Origin of the sequence: Leclercia sp. 1548 (assembly GCF_050435045.1) — a bacterium.
Taxonomy (GTDB): domain Bacteria; phylum Pseudomonadota; class Gammaproteobacteria; order Enterobacterales; family Enterobacteriaceae; genus Enterobacter; species Enterobacter adecarboxylatus.
In genome coordinates this window covers 402,393-422,931 of the sequence record NZ_JBNDJP010000003.1, presented here as the reverse complement: position 1 = coordinate 422,931, position 20,539 = coordinate 402,393, and the positions used below count along the sequence as shown (strand labels likewise).

The 20,539-nt window shown below is 58.6% G+C and carries 14 protein-coding genes; 6 read left to right on the top strand and 8 right to left on the bottom strand.

Annotation, left to right across the window (positions count from 1 at the left end):
* Positions 1-169: 169 nt before the first annotated feature.
* The 3 genes from treC to treR all read right to left on the bottom strand — a co-directional run bounded on the left by treC (position 170) and on the right by treR (position 4,366).
* Positions 170-1,825: an alpha,alpha-phosphotrehalase gene (gene treC, locus ABIE02_RS11480; protein WP_336994937.1), complete on the bottom strand. Its 1,656-nt coding sequence runs from the start codon at positions 1,823-1,825 to the stop codon at positions 170-172.
* A gap of 48 nt (positions 1,826-1,873) precedes the next feature.
* Positions 1,874-3,292: a PTS trehalose transporter subunit IIBC gene (treB, locus tag ABIE02_RS11475; RefSeq protein ID WP_032616258.1), complete on the bottom strand. Its 1,419-nt coding sequence runs from the start codon at positions 3,290-3,292 to the stop codon at positions 1,874-1,876.
* A 126-nt stretch (positions 3,293-3,418) separates the two neighbouring features.
* A complete protein-coding gene (gene treR, locus ABIE02_RS11470; RefSeq protein WP_059308874.1) occupies positions 3,419-4,366 on the bottom strand; it encodes a trehalose operon repressor TreR in 948 nt (315 codons plus the stop codon).
* A gap of 390 nt (positions 4,367-4,756) precedes the next feature.
* On the opposite strand from treR, the gene mgtA reads away from it, so the two are divergent.
* Positions 4,757-7,459, top strand: coding sequence for a magnesium-translocating P-type ATPase (gene mgtA, locus ABIE02_RS11465; protein WP_336994936.1), 2,703 nt, complete (start codon positions 4,757-4,759; stop codon positions 7,457-7,459).
* Positions 7,460-8,287: 828 nt separating this feature from the next.
* Positions 8,288-10,672: a beta-N-acetylhexosaminidase gene (locus tag ABIE02_RS11460; protein ID WP_336994935.1), complete on the top strand. Its 2,385-nt coding sequence runs from the start codon at positions 8,288-8,290 to the stop codon at positions 10,670-10,672.
* Between the two features lie 126 nt (positions 10,673-10,798).
* Here the strand turns inward: ABIE02_RS11460 and gbpA are convergent, their stop codons facing one another.
* The 5 genes from gbpA to ABIE02_RS11435 all read right to left on the bottom strand — a co-directional run bounded on the left by gbpA (position 10,799) and on the right by ABIE02_RS11435 (position 14,445).
* Entirely contained in the window at positions 10,799-12,256 is a 1,458-nt protein-coding gene (gene gbpA, locus ABIE02_RS11455) for an N-acetylglucosamine-binding protein GbpA (protein WP_336994934.1), read from the bottom strand.
* A 184-nt stretch (positions 12,257-12,440) separates the two neighbouring features.
* Positions 12,441-12,827, bottom strand: coding sequence for a 2-iminobutanoate/2-iminopropanoate deaminase (gene ridA / locus ABIE02_RS11450; protein ID WP_032616260.1), 387 nt, complete (start codon positions 12,825-12,827; stop codon positions 12,441-12,443).
* A 72-nt stretch (positions 12,828-12,899) separates the two neighbouring features.
* Complete coding sequence (pyrI, locus tag ABIE02_RS11445; protein WP_059308870.1) at positions 12,900-13,361, bottom strand: aspartate carbamoyltransferase regulatory subunit; 462 nt, start codon at positions 13,359-13,361, stop codon at positions 12,900-12,902.
* Positions 13,362-13,373: 12 nt separating this feature from the next.
* The gene (pyrB, locus tag ABIE02_RS11440; RefSeq protein ID WP_032616262.1) at positions 13,374-14,306 is read right to left on the bottom strand and encodes an aspartate carbamoyltransferase; all 933 of its coding nucleotides are present in this window, start codon (positions 14,304-14,306) and stop codon (positions 13,374-13,376) included.
* A gap of 34 nt (positions 14,307-14,340) precedes the next feature.
* A complete protein-coding gene (locus ABIE02_RS11435) occupies positions 14,341-14,445 on the bottom strand; it encodes a pyrBI operon leader peptide (protein ID WP_143111897.1) in 105 nt (34 codons plus the stop codon).
* Positions 14,446-14,648: 203 nt separating this feature from the next.
* Between ABIE02_RS11435 and ABIE02_RS11430 the strand changes: the two genes are divergently transcribed.
* The 4 genes from ABIE02_RS11430 to ABIE02_RS11415 all read left to right on the top strand — a co-directional run bounded on the left by ABIE02_RS11430 (position 14,649) and on the right by ABIE02_RS11415 (position 20,536).
* Positions 14,649-15,101 carry a YhcH/YjgK/YiaL family protein gene (locus ABIE02_RS11430; protein ID WP_032616263.1) on the top strand — a complete coding sequence of 151 codons (453 nt, stop codon included), beginning with the start codon at positions 14,649-14,651 and terminating at the stop codon, positions 15,099-15,101.
* Positions 15,102-16,023: 922 nt separating this feature from the next.
* Complete coding sequence (locus ABIE02_RS11425) at positions 16,024-16,932, top strand: dihydrodipicolinate synthase family protein (protein WP_336994933.1); 909 nt, start codon at positions 16,024-16,026, stop codon at positions 16,930-16,932.
* A 14-nt stretch (positions 16,933-16,946) separates the two neighbouring features.
* The gene (locus ABIE02_RS11420) at positions 16,947-18,914 is read left to right on the top strand and encodes a YjhG/YagF family D-xylonate dehydratase (RefSeq protein WP_336994932.1); all 1,968 of its coding nucleotides are present in this window, start codon (positions 16,947-16,949) and stop codon (positions 18,912-18,914) included.
* 239 nt (positions 18,915-19,153) lie between these two features.
* Positions 19,154-20,536: an MFS transporter gene (locus ABIE02_RS11415; RefSeq protein ID WP_336994931.1), complete on the top strand. Its 1,383-nt coding sequence runs from the start codon at positions 19,154-19,156 to the stop codon at positions 20,534-20,536.
* Positions 20,537-20,539: the final 3 nt, after the last annotated feature.

The window sequence follows — 20,539 nt, the reverse complement described above, 5'->3', positions numbered from 1 at the left end:
GATTTGCATCAAACAAGTTTGCGATTTATTTGATTCAGGACAAGGTAAAAAACAGAGTGTACAGATGACGGGCGATCCGGGGTTTGTAAATTCTTCAAGCGCTAATCTGGTTGATTTTGCATCAAAAAAAGCGTGCGCCGGGCAACCGTGCGGTGCCCGGCGGATAACGTCAGGCCTGTAGCCACCATACCGCCTCAAACGGCCTCAGGGTCATGGTGCCAGGCTGGGGCGAGACTTCGCTGTAGTTGCTCATCACTACCTGCCAGTCGCCTTCCACCACCTGCGGATGCCACGGCTGGCACTCGCGGCTCAGGCTGGCGACCACCATCAGTGTCTGACCCTGCCACTGTCGGCGATAGCACCACAGCGACGGGTGATCCGGGAGCAGATCCTGATAATCCCCCCAGGTCAGTACCGGCAGGGTTTTACGCAGTTTGATCAACGCCTGGTAGGCGTAAAACACCGAGTCGGGATCGGCCAGCGCCGCCTCGACGTTGATTGCTTCCGCGTTATTTCCCAGGGCGATCCACGGCTCGCCGGTGGTGAACCCGGCATGGGCCGAGGCATCCCACTGCATTGGCGTGCGGCTGTTGTCGCGGGACTTACTTGCAAGGATCGCCAGCAGCTCGTCGGCATCCCGCCCCTGCGTGCGCAGCTCGGCGAACATGTTGTGGCTCTCCACGTCGCGGTAGTCGGTGATGCGGCTAAAGTGTGGGTTGGTCATGCCAATCTCTTCACCCTGGTAGACATAAGGCGTGCCCTGCATACCGTGCAGCACCATCGCCAGCATCTTCGCCGCCGGAACGCGGTATTCCCCCTCGTCGCCAAAACGCGAGACGATGCGCGGCTGGTCGTGGTTACACCAGAACAGCGCATTCCAGGCTTTATTGTGCATACCCTGCTGCCAGTGGCTGAAGAGGGCCTTCAGCGCCACAAAATCCGGTTTGGCCAGCGTCCACTTCTCGCCGTTGGGGTAATCCACTTTCAGATGGTGGAAGTTAAAGGTCATCGACAGCTCACGCCCGTCGAGCGCCGCGTACTGCTGACAGTGTGCCAGGTGAGTAGAGGACATCTCGCCCACCGTCATCAGGTTGCGCGGGGTAAAGACGTCGCGGCTCATCTCCTGCAGATAGTCGTGAATGCGCGGCCCGTCGGTGTAAAAGCGGCGGCCATCGCCGATCTCATCGTCGGGGAAATCCTGGTCTTTCGACACCAGGTTAATCACGTCGAGACGCAGGCCGTCCACGCCGCGATCGGCCCAGAATTCGCACACCTTTTTCAGCTCGGCGCGCACCTGCGGGTTTTCCCAGTTCAGGTCTGCCTGCTCCGGGGCAAACAGGTGCAGATAGTACTGCTCGCTTTCGGCATGCCAGCGCCAGGCGTTACCGCCAAACTTGGAGCGCCAGTTGTTCGGCAGCTGCTCCGGGGTGCCGTCGCGCCAGATATAGAACTCGCGGTATGGACTCTCTTTATTAAGCGACTCACGGAACCACGCATGCTGGGTGGAGGTATGGTTAAACACCATATCCAGCACGATGCGGATCCCGCGTTTATGGGCCTCGGCCACCAGCTCGTCAAAATCATCCAGCGTGCCGTAGGCCGGATCGATGCTGATGTAGTTCGCCACATCGTAGCCGTTATCCACCTGCGGGGAGATATAGAACGGCGTCAGCCAGATGGCGTCGATGCCGAGGGTGTTGAGGTAGTCGAGACGCGAGGTCACGCCGCGTAAATCGCCGGTGCCACGCCCGGTGGTGTCCTGGAAACTCTTCGGGTAGATCTGATAGATGACGCCGTTTTGCCACCAATGAGGAAGGGTATTCATCTTGCGTTCCTGCAAATGCGAAGGGGCGCAACGGCGCCCCGAAAAAAATTAAACAATCTGTAACGCGCCCTGACGGAATTTGCGCTGGTAGATCACGGTGGTCAGTGCCATCGGTACGATAATCGCAATGGCCATCGCCAGGGAAAACACCTGCCAGTAGCCCGGCTGGATGGAGAGGATACCCGGCAGGCCGCCGACACCAATGCCGTTAGCCATCACGCTGTTCAGGCCGCACAGCAGGCCCGCCAGCCCGGAGCCGATCATGGCGCACAGCATCGGGAAGCGGTATTTCAGGTTGATGCCGTACATCGCCGGTTCGGTGACCCCGAGGTAGGCGGAGATCGCCGCCGGAACCGAGATTTCACGTTCGTTATGCTTCCGGCTGACGATGATGATGCCGGTAACCGCCGAGGCCTGGGCAATGTTCGACAGGGCGATGAGCGGCCATACCGGGGTGCCGCCGAGGCTCTGGATCATCTGCATATCAATCGCCAGGGTCGTCTGATGCACGCCGGTGATTACCAGCGGGGCATACAGGAAGCCAAACAGCGCGGCGCCAATCGGGGCGAAGCTGCCGGTCATCAGGTGGCGCACCGCGTAGGCCACGCCGTCACCGATCATGCGGCCAAACGGACCGATAAAGGCGTGGGCGAGGAACACCGCGAGGATCAGGGAGCACACCGGCACCACCACCAGATAGAGGTAGTCCGGCACCATGCGCTTCAGGCGGGTCTCAATCATCCCCAGCGCCAGACCGGCCAGCAGGGCCGGGATCACCTGGGCCTGATAGCCAACTTTGGCGATAGTAAACAGGCCGAAGTTCCACACCTCAGGTACCTGCTGCCCAAGTAAGTAAGCGTTCATTAACTGCGGAGAGACCAGCGTTACGCCCAGTACGATACCCAGAATCGGCGTACCGCCCATTTTGCGCACCGCCGACCAGCAGATCCCCACCGGCAGATAGAAGAAGATCGCCTCGCCAATCAGCCACAGGAAGTCATAGATGCTTTGCAGGGCCGGATACATCTGGGCCAGGGTTTTGCCGCCGCTCATCGGCACATCGCCAATCACGTTACGGAAGCCGAGGATTAAGCCCCCGCTGATCAGCGCTGGCAGCAGCGGGAAGAAGATCTCCGCGAAATGTGAAATGAGCTGTTCATGCCACTTCATGTTCTGGCGCGCGGCTTTTTTGGCCTGCTCTTTATCCGCCGACGAGTGGCCGGTGGTGGCCAGCAGCGCCTTATAGTAATCACCCACGTCGGTGCCGATCACTACCTGGAACTGGCCCGCATTGGTAAAGCAGCCTTTCACCATCGACAGCTCCTCGATGGCTTTGGGATTCGCTTTGGCCGGATCGTTTAACACAAAACGCAGGCGGGTGATGCAGTGGCTAACCGTGGCGATGTTGTCACGTCCGCCAACCAGCACGATTAACTGGTCGATATCCGTTTGTTTTACTTTGCTCATCATGAAACCTCATGACAGATGGTAGGGGGTTATGGACTGGTGGCAAGCCTACTCTGAACCTGTAATAACGAAAATGGGAACGTTCCCGAAACCGGGCGAGGATCACAATAAAGCGTCTTTAGACGCTCAGGAGAGGGTGGCGGGAATGACGATCTGGCGAGGTTCGCTGCGGCCGTTGATCTGCTCAATCAACTGCATAGCGGTCTGGCGGCCAGATTCGGCGTAGCCAGGATCGACGGTGATGATCTCCGGGTGAAGGAACTTCATCAGCGGCGTGTTACCCACGCTCGCCAGCTGCAGGCCGTCGAGGCGCTGCTCTTGTAAGTACTTACTTGCGCCAAGAGCCAGCGTATCCGTGGCACAGACCAGGGCAGTCGTCTGTGGGGTCAGCACGTCAGGCACCTTTTCATAGCCCTGTTTCATTCCAAGACCGGGTAACGCGGCCACGGCAGGCAACGCATACTTTTTGCAGAATTCCAGATAGGCATTGTGGCGGCGCTGGCCGGTGGTGACGTCGCTGTGCGGCACGCCGAGATAGCTGATATGGCGATGGCCGCTGTCATACAGGCGCTGCATCAGAATGCGGATCGCCCCTTCATCGTCGTAGCATACGGAGGCAAAACCGCGGGCATCGCGCGCCAGTAGCACCAGCGACGATTGCCACGGCGTGAGCATCTGCTCGTTAAGGCCGGTGAAGCCAAACAGCACCACACCGTCGATGTTGCGGCGTTTCAGCATCCCGAGATGCTCTTCCACCATTTGCGGCGAGAACTTACTCTCCATCATGATCGGATCGTAACCCTGTTCGTAGAAGACAGGCAGCATGGTCTGCACGGCAAGGTTTTCCGACAGCGAATCCAGACGGGTGACCATGATCGCCACCACTTTGTCGCTCTGCCCCCGCATGGCGCGCGCCGAGCGCGACGGGGAGAAGCCGTGCTGATTCATGACCGCCTCGACGCGTTCGCGGGTGCGTTCGCTGACACCACTTTCGTTGTTCAGCACCCGTGAGACGGTGGATTTACCCACGCCGCTCAGACGCGCGATGTCTTTAATGGTGAGGCGGTTCTGCATGCTTTCATTCCTGTAACGCATTGATGAAATAATCAATAAGCCTAAATCGGGGGTCCGGTTCCGCAATGAGCAAAGTCTGGTTTACGTTTGGTTTAATGCCTGGGCGCTATCATACCGCCCGAATAGTCACAAACGGTACGGCTAAAACACTATACTGCGCGCCGACTTACCTTTTTTTACTTACCGGAGGCGATATGGATCCCGATCCCACCCCTCTCCCGCGAGGGAGAACCCTTTCTTTCCGGTAAGCCTGTTCTCACTGTCTTACCGGATGCGTAAGGCAGTGACGTTATTCAACGTTCCTGCATAACTGATACCGCCGCTCAGGCGTGGCTTTGTCACGTCTGAAGGCAAGACTGCGCCCGTCTTCACGGGTGCGGGGGACGTGTTATGTTCAAAAATTTCACACAACTGCTGCTGGCCCGGCTGGGCCGCCACCTGCCGCGCCGTCTGGTGCAGCGCGACCCAATGGCAACGGGCAAAACCGATGCCGTCATTCCCGGCGCACTGGCCGCCCACTGTCTGCGAATCGCCGCGATGGAAGAGCCTGAACTGTGGCGGACGTTTGCCAGCCACCCGGAAGGGCTGACGGCTGCCGAGGTCGAAACCGCCCGCGCCACGCATGGCGAAAATCAGATCCCGGCACAAAAACCGGCCCGCTGGTGGGTGCATCTGTGGGTCTGCTACCGCAACCCCTTTAACCTGCTGCTGACGGTGCTGGGCGTTATCTCCTATGCCACCGAAGACCTGTTTGCCGCCGGGGTGATCGCCCTGATGGTGGGCATCTCCACGCTGCTGAACTTTATCCAGGAGGCCCGCTCCACCCGGGCGGCAGATGCCCTGAAGGCGATGGTCAGCAACACCGCTACCGTCTTACGGACGATCAACGATAAAGGCGAAAGCGTCTGGCAGGAGCTACCGATTGACCAGCTGGTGGTGGGCGATGTGGTTAAGCTGGCGGCCGGGGACATGATCCCGGCGGATTTACGCCTTCTCCAGGCGCGGGATCTGTTTGTGGCCCAGGCCTCGCTGACCGGGGAATCCCTGCCGGTGGAAAAGGTGGCCCACAGCCGCGATCCGCAGCAGAGCAACCCGCTGGAGTGCGACACTCTGTGCTTTATGGGCACCACAGTGGTGAGCGGCACGGCGCAGGCGATGGTGATCGCCACCGGGGGCAATACCTGGTTCGGGCAACTGGCCGGGCGCGTCAGCGAGCAGGAGAGCGAGCCGAACGCCTTTCAGCAGGGGATTGGCCGCATCAGCATGCTGCTGATCCGCTTCATGCTGGTGATGACGCCCATCGTGCTGCTGATTAACGGCTACACCAAAGGTGACTGGTGGGAAGCGGCGCTATTTGCGCTCTCGGTGGCGGTGGGGCTGACCCCGGAAATGCTGCCGATGATTGTTACCTCGACCCTGGCGCGTGGGGCAGTCAAACTCTCGAAGCAAAAGGTGATCGTCAAACACCTCGACGCCATTCAGAACTTTGGCGCCATGGACATCCTCTGCACCGACAAAACCGGCACCCTGACCCAGGACAAAATTGTGCTGGAGCACCATACCGACGTCTCGGGCAAGGAGTGCGAGCGGGTGCTGAACACCGCCTGGCTGAACAGCCACTACCAGACCGGGCTGAAGAACCTGCTCGACGTCGCGGTGCTGGAAGGGGTGGATGAAGCCGTCGCCCGCACGCTCTCGACGCGCTGGCAGAAAGTGGATGAGATCCCCTTTGATTTTGAGCGCCGCCGCATGTCGGTGGTGGTGAGTGAAGAGCAGGGCGTCCATCAGTTGATCTGTAAAGGGGCGCTGCAGGAGATCCTGAACGTGTCGACCCAGGTGTGGCATAACGGCGAGATTGTGCCGCTGGACGACAGCATGTTGCGGCGCATCCGGCGCGTCACCGACAACCTCAACCGCCAGGGGCTGCGGGTGGTGGCGGTCGCCAGCAAGCTTTTGCCGGCCCGCGAAGGGGATTACCAGCGTATTGACGAATCGGATCTGATCCTCGAAGGCTATATCGCCTTCCTCGATCCGCCGAAAGAGACCACCGCCCCGGCGCTTAAGGCGCTGAAAAACAGCGGCATCACGGTGAAAATTCTCACCGGCGACAGCGAGCTGGTGGCCGCAAAAGTGTGCCGCGACGTCGGCCTGGATGCGGGCAAGGTGGTGACGGGCAGCGAGATCGAAACCCTCTCCGACGACGAGCTGGCAACCCTTGCGAAGCGCACCACGCTGTTCGCACGCCTGACCCCGATGCACAAAGAGCGCATTGTCACCCTGCTGAAGCGCGAAGGGCACGTGGTGGGCTTTATGGGGGATGGCATTAACGATGCGCCCGCGCTGCGTGCCGCGGATATCGGGATTTCGGTGGATGGCGCGGTGGATATCGCCCGTGAGGCCGCGGATATCATTCTGTTGGAGAAGAGCCTGATGGTGCTGGAAGAGGGGGTGATCGAAGGCCGCCGCACTTTTGCCAACATGCTCAAGTACATCAAAATGACCGCCAGCTCCAACTTCGGTAACGTCTTCAGCGTGCTGGTGGCGAGCGCGTTTCTGCCCTTCCTGCCGATGCTGCCGCTGCACCTGCTGATCCAGAACCTGATGTACGACGTCTCGCAGGTGGCGATCCCGTTTGATAATGTCGATGATGAGCAGATCCAAAAGCCGCAGCGCTGGGAACCGGCAGAACTGGGCCGTTTCATGCTCTTTTTCGGCCCAATCAGTTCGATCTTTGATATTTTGACCTTCTGCCTGATGTGGTTTGTGTTCCATGCCACCACGCCGGAACAACAGACGCTGTTCCAGTCCGGCTGGTTCGTGGTCGGGCTGCTGTCGCAAACGCTGATTGTGCATATGATCCGCACGCGGCGGATCCCGTTCCTCCAGAGCCGCGCCGCCTGGCCGCTGATCCTGATGACGGGGCTGGTGATGGTGCTCGGCATCGCGCTGCCGTTCTCGCCGCTGGCAGGCTATCTGCAATTGCAGGCGCTACCGCTGAGCTACTTCCCGTGGCTGGTGGCGATCCTCGCGGGTTATATGGTGCTGACGCAGATGGTGAAAGGATTCTATAGCCGCCGGTATGGGTGGCAGTGACCTGTTTTTACACACCTTCAACTTCACCTTCACCTTCACCCTCACCCTAACCCTCTCCCTAAAAGGGAGAGGGGACAGTCTTGTGCGGTCTTTTGCCTCTGGCTCTTGTAGGGAGAGGGTCGGGGTAACGGGACATCCCGGTGCGGTCTTTTCCTCCTCGCCCCTTTGGGGAGAGGGTCGGGGTGAGGGGACCGCCGGTGCGATCTTTCCCTCTCGCCCCTTTGGGGAGAGGGCCGGGGTGAGGGGACATCCCGGTGCGGTCTTTTCCCCCTCGCCCCTTTGGGGAGAGGGCCGGGGTGAGGTGACAGCCCGGTGCGGTCTTTCCTCCCTCGCCCCTGTGGGGAGAGGGCCGGGGTGAGGGGACAGCCCGGTACGGTCTCTTCCCCCTCGCCCCTCTGGGAAGAGGGCCGGAGTGAGGGGACAGCCCGGTGCGGTTTTCCCCCCTCGCCCCTTTGGGAAGAGGGCCGGGGTGAAGGGACAGCCCGGTGCGGTCTTTTCCCCCTCGCCCCTTTGGGGAGAGGGCCGGGGTGAAGGGACAGCCCGGTGCGGTCTTTTCCCCCTCGCCCCTTTGGGGAGAGGGCCGGGGTGAGGGGACAGCCCGGTGCGGTTTTCCCCCTCGCCCCTTTGGGGAGAGGGCCGGGGTGAGGGAACAGCGCGGTGCGGTCTTTTCCCCCTCGCCCCTTTGGGGAGAGGGCCGGGGTGAGGGGATGGCTTTCCTCTCAAATTCAACAACCTGTGATCCCCGTCATGCCATTTGCTTGACGACAATTTGTACGCATGTTAACAGAATGTTTTGCATTTTTTCGGCCCGTCAAATAAGGAACATTCATGTTACGGTACAGCTTATTAACCGCCGGGCTTATGCTCGGCTTTTCTGCGTTTGCCGCCCCGGCAGGCGATCTTCCTTTGATGCCCTGGCCTGCAAAGGTCGAACGTCCTGCCACCCAGGGCGCGTTGGTCATCAGCAATGACTTCTCGGTCAGCGTCTCCGGGGACGATCTCGGCGATGCGGTGACCCGTCTGCGCCAGCGGGTGGCGCAGCAGACCGGCTGGACGCTCCAGCCGCAGGCCGATAAACCGGCGAAGCCGACGGTGACCATCGCCATCGCCCGCAAAGTGGCTCCGCAGCCCAAACCGGACAGCGACGAAAGCTACAAACTCACCGTGGACGCCAGCGGGGTGAATATCACCGCCAATACCCGCTTCGGCGCGCTGCGGGCGATGGAAACCCTGCTCCAGCTGATCCAGAACGGTGCGGAAAACACTTCCCTGCCGTGGGTCGCCATTGAGGATGACCCGCGCTTCCCGTGGCGCGGCCTGCTGCTCGATTCGGCCCGCCACTTTATTCCGCTCGACGACATCAAACGCCAGATCGACGGCATGGCGGCGGCAAAGCTTAACGTGCTGCACTGGCACTTAACCGACGATCAGGGCTGGCGTTTTGCCTCGAAGCGCTATCCGAAACTGACCGAACTTGCCAGCGACGGTCTGTTCTACACCCAGGATCAGATGCGCGACGTGGTGCGCTACGCCACCGCGCGTGGTGTTCGCGTGGTGCCTGAAATTGACATGCCGGGCCACGCTTCGGCCATTGCGGTGGCCTACCCGGAACTAATGAGCGCGCCGGGGCCGTATGAGATGGAGCGCCACTGGGGCGTGCTCAAGCCGGTAATGGATCCTACCAAAGAGGCCACGTATGCGTTTGCCGGAGCGATGGTCGCCGAACTGGCGGCGATCTTCCCGGATCCTTATCTGCACATCGGCGGCGATGAGGTGGACGACAGCCAGTGGAAAGCGAATCCTGCCATCCAGCAGTTTATGCGTGACAACAAACTGGCCGACAGCCACGCGTTGCAGGCGTATTTCAACCGCAAGCTGGAGACGATCCTCGAGAAGAACCAGCGCCAGATGGTGGGCTGGGATGAGATCTTCCACCCGGATCTGCCAAAAAGCATCCTGATCCACTCCTGGCAAGGGCAGGACGCGTTGGGTGAGGTGGCGAAGCAGGGCTATAAAGGGATCCTCTCCACCGGGTTTTATCTCGATCAGCCCCAGTACACCGCCTATCACTATCGCAATGAGATCGTGCCCCAGGGGCTAAACAATGTGGACGTCATCACCGACCGCGACAGCGCCCAGAGCTGGTCCTTTACCCTGCCGCGCCTGAAGGGCAAGCCGGTGGAGGGGAGCTTCACGCTGGTGAAAGGCGACGCGGGCTGGCGTGGGTTTATCGATTTCAACGGCAAATCGCGGCGTGCGGTGCAGGACATCGACTGGCGCAGCGACAACCAGGTGAGCTTCACCGTCGATACCTGGATGGGGGAAACCCGCCCGGTAGTGACGGTGAAAGATGACAAGATTGAGGGCTATTTCCTGCTGGGCAACAGCCGCTATCCGGTGACGGGCCAGCGGCTGGACGCGGTGCCGGAAGGGATCGCTCCGGCAGTGCCGGATGCCAGCCAGCAGGCCAATCTCCTTGGCGGCGAGGCGGCGCTGTGGGCGGAAAACGTCGCGGCGCCGGTGCTTGATATCAAGCTGTGGCCACGGGCGTTTGCGGTGGCTGAGCGGCTGTGGTCGGCGCAGGAGGTGAACGATGTCGAGAACATGTACACCCGTCTGCAGGCGATGGACACCTGGTCAACGGTGTCGGTAGGGTTACAGCAACACGCCCGCCAGCAGGTGCAGTTCACGCGTCTGGGGAATACCACCGACACGCTGGCGCTGAACATCCTCGCCCAGGCGCTGGAGCCTGCCCAGTATTACACCCGTAACCATCTCAAGTTCCAGGCCGGGAATTACGACCTGTTTGAGCCGCTGAACCGTTTTGCCGACGCGCTGGCACCGGAAAGTAACACGGTGCGGCAGATGAACCGCTGGGTCGAGCGCCTGGTGAGCGATGCTGAAGACAGCGAAAGCGCGGAATCGCTGCGTCATCTGTTTACCCGCTGGCAGACCAACACCCCGGACGCGCTGGCGCTGGCGGGGAACAACTATCAGCTTAAAGCGCTGAAGCCGGTGATTCTGACGGTGGATAAACTGGCGGCGATTGGGCTGCGGCTGACGGATCTGGTGGCACGACAGGGGACGCTGGATGATACCGAGATTGCGTCGATTCAGGGAGAGTTAGATAACGCGGCGCAGATTCAGGATGAGGTGGTGATTGCGGCGGTGTATCCGCTGGAGAAACTGCTGCGCGCGACGCGCAATCAGTAGGGTAAAACACCTGCCCGGTGGCGCTGCGCCTGCCGGGCCTGCGGAGGTGATGACCTTGCAGGCCCGGCAAACGAAGCGTCACCGGCAAACAGCGTAAACGCCTCTGTATGCCGGGCGTTTACATCACTATTTCTGCAGCGTCCACGCCATCTGCCAGTGAGAACCTACACCTGGTTCGAACTGGTTAGCCGTTGGTGCGTACTGCACGCAGTAGCCGCTGTATGGCGCTTTCTTACACTTGTAAGTTTTGCCATTCTTCGGTTGCAGAACCACAGTGTCTGCTTTGTAAGACGAAAGATTCTGCGGGAAGGTAAAGTCGTATTTACCCGCAGCACCGGTATCCGCACTGGCTTCGCCTTCCAGCATCATGTCGATCACGTCCTGCGCGAACATAACGCCATCTTTGTTGGTGGCGAAGTATTTCAGCATGTGGTGGCCAGGGGTCACGTCAGTCAGGTTCATGGTCACGTCCTGGTTGGCGTTGTTCATGTCCTGCTTCACATAACCTTTTTCTGCACCGACGTGGTTCATCACACGGGCTTCCAGGTTGACGTCCCTCTGGGTGTTAACGTGGAAGGTCACGGTTGCCGCGCCGTCTTTGATTTTGCTGAACTGCACGTTGGTCACAGCGATATCTTCGCTGGCCTGAGTCTGCTGCTCTTCATAAGAAATGGCGACAGATTTCAGGGCGCTGCCGTCTTTCACGTAGACGTTGTTCGCGCCGTGAACCGGGTTAACCACGCCGCTTTCATCTTTCACCCCGACACGTACATCGCTGTGTGCTGCGTTGATCGCCTGCGCCAGATCGAATGCCCACTGATTTGCCTGGCCCTGAGATGCAGAGGAGACAGTCAGTTCGGTGCGCATGGAAGCAACTTCACCGTTAGCATCGAAGAAGCGCGCGATCACTTTGTCGCCTGGGTTGATGTTGTTACCGGAGATCTGGCCGTCCAGGGAATGGGTCCACTCGGAAACCACTGCCGGGGTTTCGTCTGGGGTGACATTGCCACCGTTGCCGAAATCAACGTCGATTGCCTGGTAGAAGCTGTTAGTGGTATCGGCAATTTCCCATACCGCGTAAATAACCTGGTAACCGGTACGCTGAGGAACATTACAGCTCATTTCCTGACGTGGAGACGGTGCCTGGCCATTACCGTTAACAGTACAGAATGGAGTGGATTCAAATTGATCGCGGGTCAGCGGTTTATTTGGATTCCAGTCTTGCTTGGTAATATACCAACGCCAGTTAACGGTTTTATGCGGTGCAGTGTGATACCAGGTAAATGTATTTTTACCGGCGGTAATTGGTGTTTTAGTCCAGGCATTCAGGCTCTGGCGATCAAGCTGGGAATATTGCGAAATACCGGCGCTGGCAAGCTGACCATCTGGCGGCAGGGCCCCTGTCGGGAAGCCAGACGTACGTTCAACGCTCTGTGGTTCATATTGAACGGTACCGCAGTCGATATTTTTACCGAGCTTACACATATAAGCGCGGCTGGCCGGAGACTCCACATAACCATGTGCTAAAGCCGACGAAGCAACCGTGAGTGTGGCAAGTGCCAACGCAATTTTTGACAATTTCATTTTTTATTCCATTAAAGATGATTAATGAGTTTTGGGCACGGCTAGTGTCGGCTGGAATAAAAAATTAGTCATTTCAAGCAGAGATGAAAAAGAATAGTGAAAATGCTTGAAGGATATTTCTCTCTGTGTATTCAGATAATAAAAAAAGGCAGCCCAGGCTGCCTTTTACTTAGTAAATAATTATTTAGCGGCGCACGGCAATCGCTTCAATTTCGATTTTCACGTCTTTTGGCAGACGCGCCACTTCCACGCAGGAGCGTGCCGGGAAGCCCGCATTGTGCTCGGTGAAGAATGCTTCGTAGGTGGCGTTAACAGTGGCAAAGTCATTGAGATCTTTAACGAACACGGTCGTTTTCACGATATCGCCCACTTTCAGGCCAGCAGATTCAACGATCGCTTTAACGTTTTCCAGCGACTGACGCGCCTGGGCAGAGACGTCTTCCGCCACTTCGCCGGTTTTTGGGTTCACCGGGATCTGGCCGGAGGTGATGATCATGCTGCCAAGATCAACGCCCTGAACGTATGGGCCGATAGCTGCAGGTGCATTTTCCGTCGCGAGTACTTTGGTCATGATTTCTCCTGAATTACAGCGTTATGAGTATGCCTGCCATTATAAAGAGGCAGGCATGCTTTACCACCGCGATTAGTTGGCCAGCACCACATTATGAGAAAACTCTTTTTCGCAGTATTTACATTTGAGCGCGATGTCGTTGGCGCGCTTTTTCACTGCAAAACTGGAGTTAACCGGCTCAGCATGGCTGATGCAGTTGCTGTTTGGGCAGACCAGCACGCTTTCAATACGATCCGGCAGGCTCGGGCGGGATTTGCCCACCACTTCGTAATCGTCGATGCGGTTGACGGTCGCTTCCGGTGCGTACAGCGACAGCTGGTTAACCTGCTCGTCGGTCAGGAAGGTGTTCTCGATTTTAATCAGATCTTTACGGCCCATCTCGCCAGAAGGCAGGTTCAGGCCGATGGTGATGCGCTGGTCGGTTTCGGTCAGTTTGAACAGGGTCAGCAGCTTAAAGCCCACCTGCGCAGGGATATGGTCAATTACGGTGCCACGTTTGATGGCTTCGACCTGGAGTTTGTTATCGTGTGTCATGGTCATTTCCCCTTACAGAGCTAAGTCGCGATTCAGAACCAGTGCCAGTAACGCCTGGCGAGCGAAGATGCCGTTCCCGGCCTGCTGGAAGTACCAGGCGTGCGGCGTCTTATCCACGTCGGTGGTGATCTCATCGATACGCGGCAGCGGGTGCAGCACTTTCATGTTACTGCGTGCGCCCTCAAGATCGCTGGCGCGCAGGACGAACTGCGCCTTGACGTTGGCGTACTCTGACGGATCAAGACGCTCTTTCTGCACGCGGGTCATATACAGAATATCCACCTCAGCCATCATCTCTTCGATGCTGGCGTGCAGGCTCCACGGGATGCCTTTCTCATCGAGCATATCGAGGATGTACTGCGGCATCGCCAGCGCGTCCGGGGCAACGAAGTAGAAGCGGTTGCCGTTGAACTTCGCCAGTGCCTGCGTCAGGGAGTGGACGGTGCGGCCATATTTCAGGTCGCCGACCATGGCGATGTTCAGGTTCTCCAGACGGCCCTGGGTCTCCTGAATGGTGAACAGATCCAGCAGGGTCTGGGTCGGATGCTGATTAGCGCCATCCCCGGCGTTCAGCACCGGAACGCCGCCGGAGAACTCGGTCGCCAGACGCGCGGCGCCCTCCTGCGGGTGACGCATTACGATGGCATCAACGTAGGTGCTGATCACTGAGATGGTATCCGCGAGGGTCTCGCCTTTTTTCCCCAGCGAGGTGTTGCTGCTGTCGGAGAAGCCCACGACGCTTGCGCCCAGACGGTGGATGGAGGTCTCGAACGACAGGCGGGTACGGGTGGAGGCTTCAAAGAAGCAGCTGGCGATCACCTTGTGCTTCAGCAACTCCGGCTGCGGGTTGGCTTTCAGTTTTGCCGCGGTTTCAAGAACCAGCTCCAGCTCTTCACGGCTGAGGTCGTTGATGGAAATGATGTGTTTTTGATAAAGCGGATTCATTTTTATCTCCTGACGCCGGGCAAAAAAAAGCCCCTCAAATGAGGGGCTTCTGGAATAGGGACTGCAACGGGAAGAAAAACGGCAGGCCAGCGTCTTTTTTAAGACGCGCTACGACACTCTGTAGACACTGTTTGACCATGCTTCCTCCCGGCAAATTGTGGGGCATTATACGCAGCCTGATTGGCGGATCAAGCGAATAATGCACACTTTACGCAACGTAAACGGTTAGGTGTGCATGGTTATGCGCTAATGCAAAGCACGCACAAAAAGAAGTGGTATGGCAGCTAAAATTCTCGTATAAAAGCTTAAAATGAAACGATGTTTTATATTGAGGATATCACCATGATCGTTGGCAACATTCACAACCTCCAGTCCTGGCTGCCACACCCACTGCGTCAGGCGATCGAACATGTTAAAACGCATGTGTCAGACGCGACCCCAACCGGTAAGCACGACATCGACGGCAACAATCTGTTCTATCTGGTCTCCGAAGACATGACCCAGCCATTTGAAGAGCGTCGCGCCGAGTATCACGCCCGCTATCTGGATATCCAGATCGTGCTGAAAGGCCAGGAAGGGATGACCTTCAGCACCCTGCCAAACGGCACGCCGGACACCGACTGGCTGGCGGATAAAGACATCGCATTTCTGCCGGAAGGCGAGCAGGAGAAAACCCTGGTGTTAAGCGAGGGCGACTTTGTGGTCTTCTACCCAGGCGAAGTGCACAAACCGCTGTGCGCGGTGGGCGCGCCTGCGCAGGTCAGAAAAGTTGTTGTTAAAATGCTGCTTGGTTAAGCCCCTCATCCCGGCCCCCTCCCACAGAGCTAAGGGATACCTGGTAATTTAATTGCCCTTAAAGCAATGAAATTATCATAATATTTTAAAAGACTTACAGCGACTCCCTTGTCCGGCTGAAAATCGACGAAGCGTTTCCGGAAGGCCGGGGCGAGGCGCAGGGACGCGCCGAGAGGGCATAGCCTGCAGGGATGCAGGCTGGTGCCCGACCCGAAAGCCTGGAGGAATAAGCTGAGTGCACCGCGAAGCGGCGATTTTCTTTGCCGGGAGCCGGGGTAGCCAGGGGGGAGGCGGCGAGCCCCCCTGGCACGTTCACGGGTGACGCGGCTGGCAGAGAAGTGCAGAACCTAAAGTGAACGGAACAATCACCTGAGTCGCATGTTCCCCTCACCCCAACCCTCTCCCCAAAGGGGAGAGGGAGCTGACCGAGCCAATATCAGGAGCGGGAGCCGACCGTGCCCATTTTTTTGTGGGCATCCCTCAGCCCAACCCTCTTCCCAAAGAGGAGAGGGAGCTGACCGTGCCCATTTTTTTGTAGGGATCCCTCACCCCAACCCTCTTCCCAAAGGGGAGAGGGAACTGACCGTGCCCATTTTTTTGTAGGGATCCCTCAGCCCAACCCTCTCCCCAAAGGGGAGAGGGAGCTGACCGTGCCCATTTTTATGGGGGATCCCTCACCCCAACCCTCTCCCCAAAGAGGAGCGGGAACCGACCGTGCCAATATTTTTATGGAGATCTCTCAACCCAGCGGGAGAGGGTGAGGGCATCAGGCCGCGCCCTTTAATATGTGATCCAGCTTAAATTTTCTACACTCCTTCTTTCCTTTCCATTTACCTGCGCTTTTTCTGCGTCATAGTATGAAAATCAAATAAACGAACGCTGTTCTATAATGTAGAACAAATGCTTTCAGCAAGGAGATCCCATGCAGCAGAATCAACCGTTCTCGGGCATTATTCCCCCTGTCTCCACTATCTTCACCGCCGACGGCGCGTTGGATAAAGCCGGTACCGCCGCGTTAATCGACAGCATGATCGACGCCGGTGTAAATGGCCTGTTCTTTTTAGGCAGCGGCGGGGAGTTTTCGCAGCTCAACACCGAAGAACGCAAAGCCATCGCAGAATTTGCTGTCGCCCATGTGGATCGCCGGGTACCGGTGCTGATCGGCACCGGGGGGACCAACGCCCGTGAGACCATCGGGCTGAGCCAGCACGCGCAGCAGGTCGGTGCAGACGGCATCGTGGTGATTAACCCCTACTACTGGAAAGTGTCTGACGCGAACCTGATCCGCTACTTCGAGCAGGTGGCTGACAGCGTGACCCTGCCGGTGATCCTCTATAACTTCCCGGCGCTGACCGGGCAGGATCTGACTCCGCAGCTTGTCAAAATCCTTGTGGACTCCCGCCGCAATATCGTGGGGATTAAAGACACCATCGACTCCGTGGCCCATCTGCGCAGCATGATCCTCACCGTCAAGGCGGCGCATCCCGACTTTGTGGTGCTGTGCGGCTATGACGATCACCTGTTCAATACCCTGCTGTTGGGTGGCGATGGGGCGATCTCCGCCAGCGGCAACTTTGCCCCGCAGATTTCGGTGAAACTGTTGCAGGCTTTCCGCGATGGCGATCTGGCCCGGGCGGCGCAGTATCATCAGACCCTGCTGCAAATTCCGCAGATGTATCAGCTGGATGCCCCGTTCGTGAACGTGATTAAAGAAGCTATTTCGCTCTGCGTGCGTCCGGTCTCCACCCATGTGCTGCCGCCTGCCGGGCCGCTGGATGAACCGCGCAAGGCGCAGCTGAAAGCGCTGCTGCAACAGCTCAAGCTCTGCTGAGTCGGACGGTCACGATGTCGATAGAGAAGATTTTTACCCCGCAGGACGACGCCTTCTATTCAGTGATCACCCATGCGGCCGGGCCACAGGGGGCGCTCCCCCTGACCCCGCAGATGCTGATGGAATCGCCGAGCGGCAATTTGTTTGGCATGACGCAGAACGCCGGGATGGGGTGGGATGCCAATAAGCTCACCGGCAAAGAGGTGCTGATTATTGGCACGCAGGGTGGGATCCGCGCGGGCGATGGCCGCCCGGTGGCGCTGGGTTATCACACCGGCCACTGGGAGATTGGCCTGCAGATGCAGGCGGCGGCGAAAGAGATCACCCGCAACGGTGGGATCCCGTTTGCCGCCTTTGTCAGCGACCCCTGCGACGGTCGCTCCCAGGGCACCCACGGCATGTTCGACTCCCTGCCGTATCGCAACGACGCGGCGATCGTGTTTCGTCGGCTGATCCGCTCCCTGCCGACGCGCCGGGCGGTGATCGGGGTTGCAACCTGCGATAAAGGCCTGCCTGCCACCATGATTGCACTGGCTTCGATGCACAACCTGCCGACCATTCTGGTGCCGGGCGGGGCCACGCTGCCGCCCACCTTTGGCGAGGATGCGGGCAAGGTGCAGACCATCGGCGCGCGTTACGCCAACCATGAGCTTTCGTTGCAGGAGGCCGCCGAGCTGGGGTGTCGCGCCTGCGCGTCGCCGGGCGGCGGCTGCCAGTTCCTGGGCACAGCCGGTACGTCACAGGTGGTGGCCGAAGCCTTAGGGCTGGCGCTGCCGCATTCCGCACTGGCCCCGTCCGGCCAGGACGTGTGGCTGGAAATTTCCCGCCAGTCCGCGCGGGCGGTGGTGGAGCTGGATAACCGCGGCATCACCACACGCGATATCCTCACCGACAAAGCGATTGAGAACGCGATGGTGATCCATGCCGCGTTCGGCGGCTCGACCAATCTGCTGCTGCATATCCCGGCCATTGCCCATGCGGCGGGCTGCACTATTCCTGACGTCGATCACTGGACGCGCATCAACCGTAAGGTGCCGCGGCTGGTAAGCGTTCTGCCCAACGGGCCGGATTATCACCCGACGGTGCGGGCCTTCCTCGCGGGCGGCGTGCCGGAAGTAATGCTCCATCTGCGCGCGCTGGGTCTGCTGCATGAAGATGCCATGACGGTGACCGGGCAGACCGTCGGGGAAAACCTCGACTGGTGGCAGTCTTCGGTGCGCCGCGAACGCTTCCGGCAGTGCCTGCGCGAGCAGGATGGCGTCGATCCTGACGACGTGATCCTGCCGCCGGAACGCGCCAAAGCAAGGGGGCTGACCTCCACGGTGGCCTTCCCGGTGGGCAACATCGCGCCGGAAGGATCGGTGATCAAGGCCACGGCGATCGACCCGTCGGTCGTGGGTGAGGACGGGGTGTACCGTCACACCGGGCGGGCGCGGGTTTTTGTCTCGGAAGCCCGGGCGATCAAGGCGATCAAAAGCGGCGAGATCGAACAGGGGGACATCATGGTGGTGATCGGCGGCGGGCCGTCCGGCACCGGGATGGAAGAGACCTATCAGCTGACCTCGGCGCTCAAGCATGTCTCCTGGGGGAAAACGGTATCGCTGATCACCGATGCTCGCTTCTCGGGCGTCTCCACCGGTGCCTGTTTTGGGCATGTGGCCCCCGAAGCGCTGGCCGGTGGGCCGATCGGTAAACTGCGCGATAACGACATCATCGAGATTGTGGTGGACCGCCTTTCTCTGACCGGCAGCGTCAACTTTATCGGCACGCCGCTGGCACCGCTCACCCCGGAAGAGGGGGCGGTGGAGCTGGCACGGCGTCAGCCACACCCGGAGCTGCACGCCCATGATTTTTTACCCGACGATACGCGGCTGTGGGCGGCATTACAGTCAATAAGTGGCGGCACCTGGAAAGGCTGTATTTATGACACCGATAAAATCATCGAGGTAATAAACGCCGGGAAAAAAGCGCTCGGGATTTAAATATATTTAGCACTATTGTCGCCTACGGAAAATATTCCGTGGGCGGCTTTGCCGTGTCTGTTTTTTATTATTTTTAATACTCTAAAAACAATTAGTTACCTTATATGGCGTCGTGTCACAAAAGCAAAATAACGTAATTCAGAAACAAGATATGACCATTGCTGGTTAATTGAACAGCTTATTACACTCCATTAACACGATGTTGTGAATTCAGCACACTAAATAAGGGTGTATTTCTGATGATGCAATTAACCATGAAAGATAAAATTGGCTACGGGCTGGGTGATACCGCCTGCGGCTTTGTCTGGCAGGCGACCATGTTCCTGCTCGCCTACTTTTATACCGATGTGTTTGGCCTGTCGGCGGGCATTATGGGCACGCTGTTTTTAGTCTCTCGCGTGCTGGATGCAGTAACCGACCCGCTGATGGGGCTGCTGGTGGACCGCACCCGTACCCGTCACGGCCAGTTCCGCCCGTTCCTGCTGTGGGGCGCGATCCCGTTTGGCATCGTCTGTATGCTGACGTTTTACACGCCGGACTTCTCCGCCAACGGCAAAATTATTTACGCCTGCGTCACCTACATCCTGCTGACGCTGGTTTATACCTTCGTCAACGTGCCTTACTGCGCCATGCCAGGGGTGATCACCGCCGATCCGAAGGAGCGCCATGCCTTGCAGTCGTGGCGCTTTTTCCTGGCGGCGGCGGGATCGCTGGCGATCAGCGGTATTGCCCTGCCGCTGGTGGGGATCATCGGTAACGGTAACGAGCAGCTCGGCTACTTTGGCGCGATGTGCGTGCTGGGGCTGAGTGGCGTGGTGCTGCTGTACGTCTGCTTCTTCACCACCAAAGAGCGCTACACCTTTGAGGTGCAGCCGGGGTCGTCGGTGGCGAAAGATCTGAAGCTGCTGCTCGGCAACAGCCAGTGGCGGATCATGTGTGCCTTCAAAATGATGGCCACCTGTTCCAACGTGGTGCGCGGTGGGGCGACGCTCTACTTCGTGAAATACGTGATGGACCACCCGGAGATGGCGACCCAGTTCCTGCTTTACGGCAGCATCGCTACCATGTTTGGTTCGCTCTGCTCCTCCCGCCTGCTGGGCCGTTTTGACCGCGTGAAGGCATTCAAGTGGATTATTGTCATCTACTCCCTGATCAGCCTGCTGATTTTCTTCACTCCGGCTGAACATATGGCGCTGATTTTCGCCCTCAACATTCTGTTCCTGTTTGTGTTTAACACCACGACGCCATTGCAGTGGCTGATGGCCTCCGACGTGGTGGATTACGAAGAGAGCCGCAGCGGCCGCCGTCTGGACGGGCTGGTGTTCTCGACCTATCTGTTCAGCCTGAAGATCGGCCTGGCGATCGGTGGCGCGGTGGTGGGCTGGATCCTGGCGTACGTGAACTACTCCGCCAGCAGCAGCGTGCAGCCGGTCGAAGTGTTAACCACCATCAAAATTCTGTTCTGCGTGGTGCCGGTGGTGCTCTACGTGGGCATGTTCACCATGCTGTCGTTTTACAAGCTCTCGGATGCGCGGGTGGAAGCCATCAGCCAGCAGTTACTTAAGCATCGCGCGGCGCAGGGTGAAGCAATCCCCGAAGCGGCAACGGCGGCATCTCATTAAGGA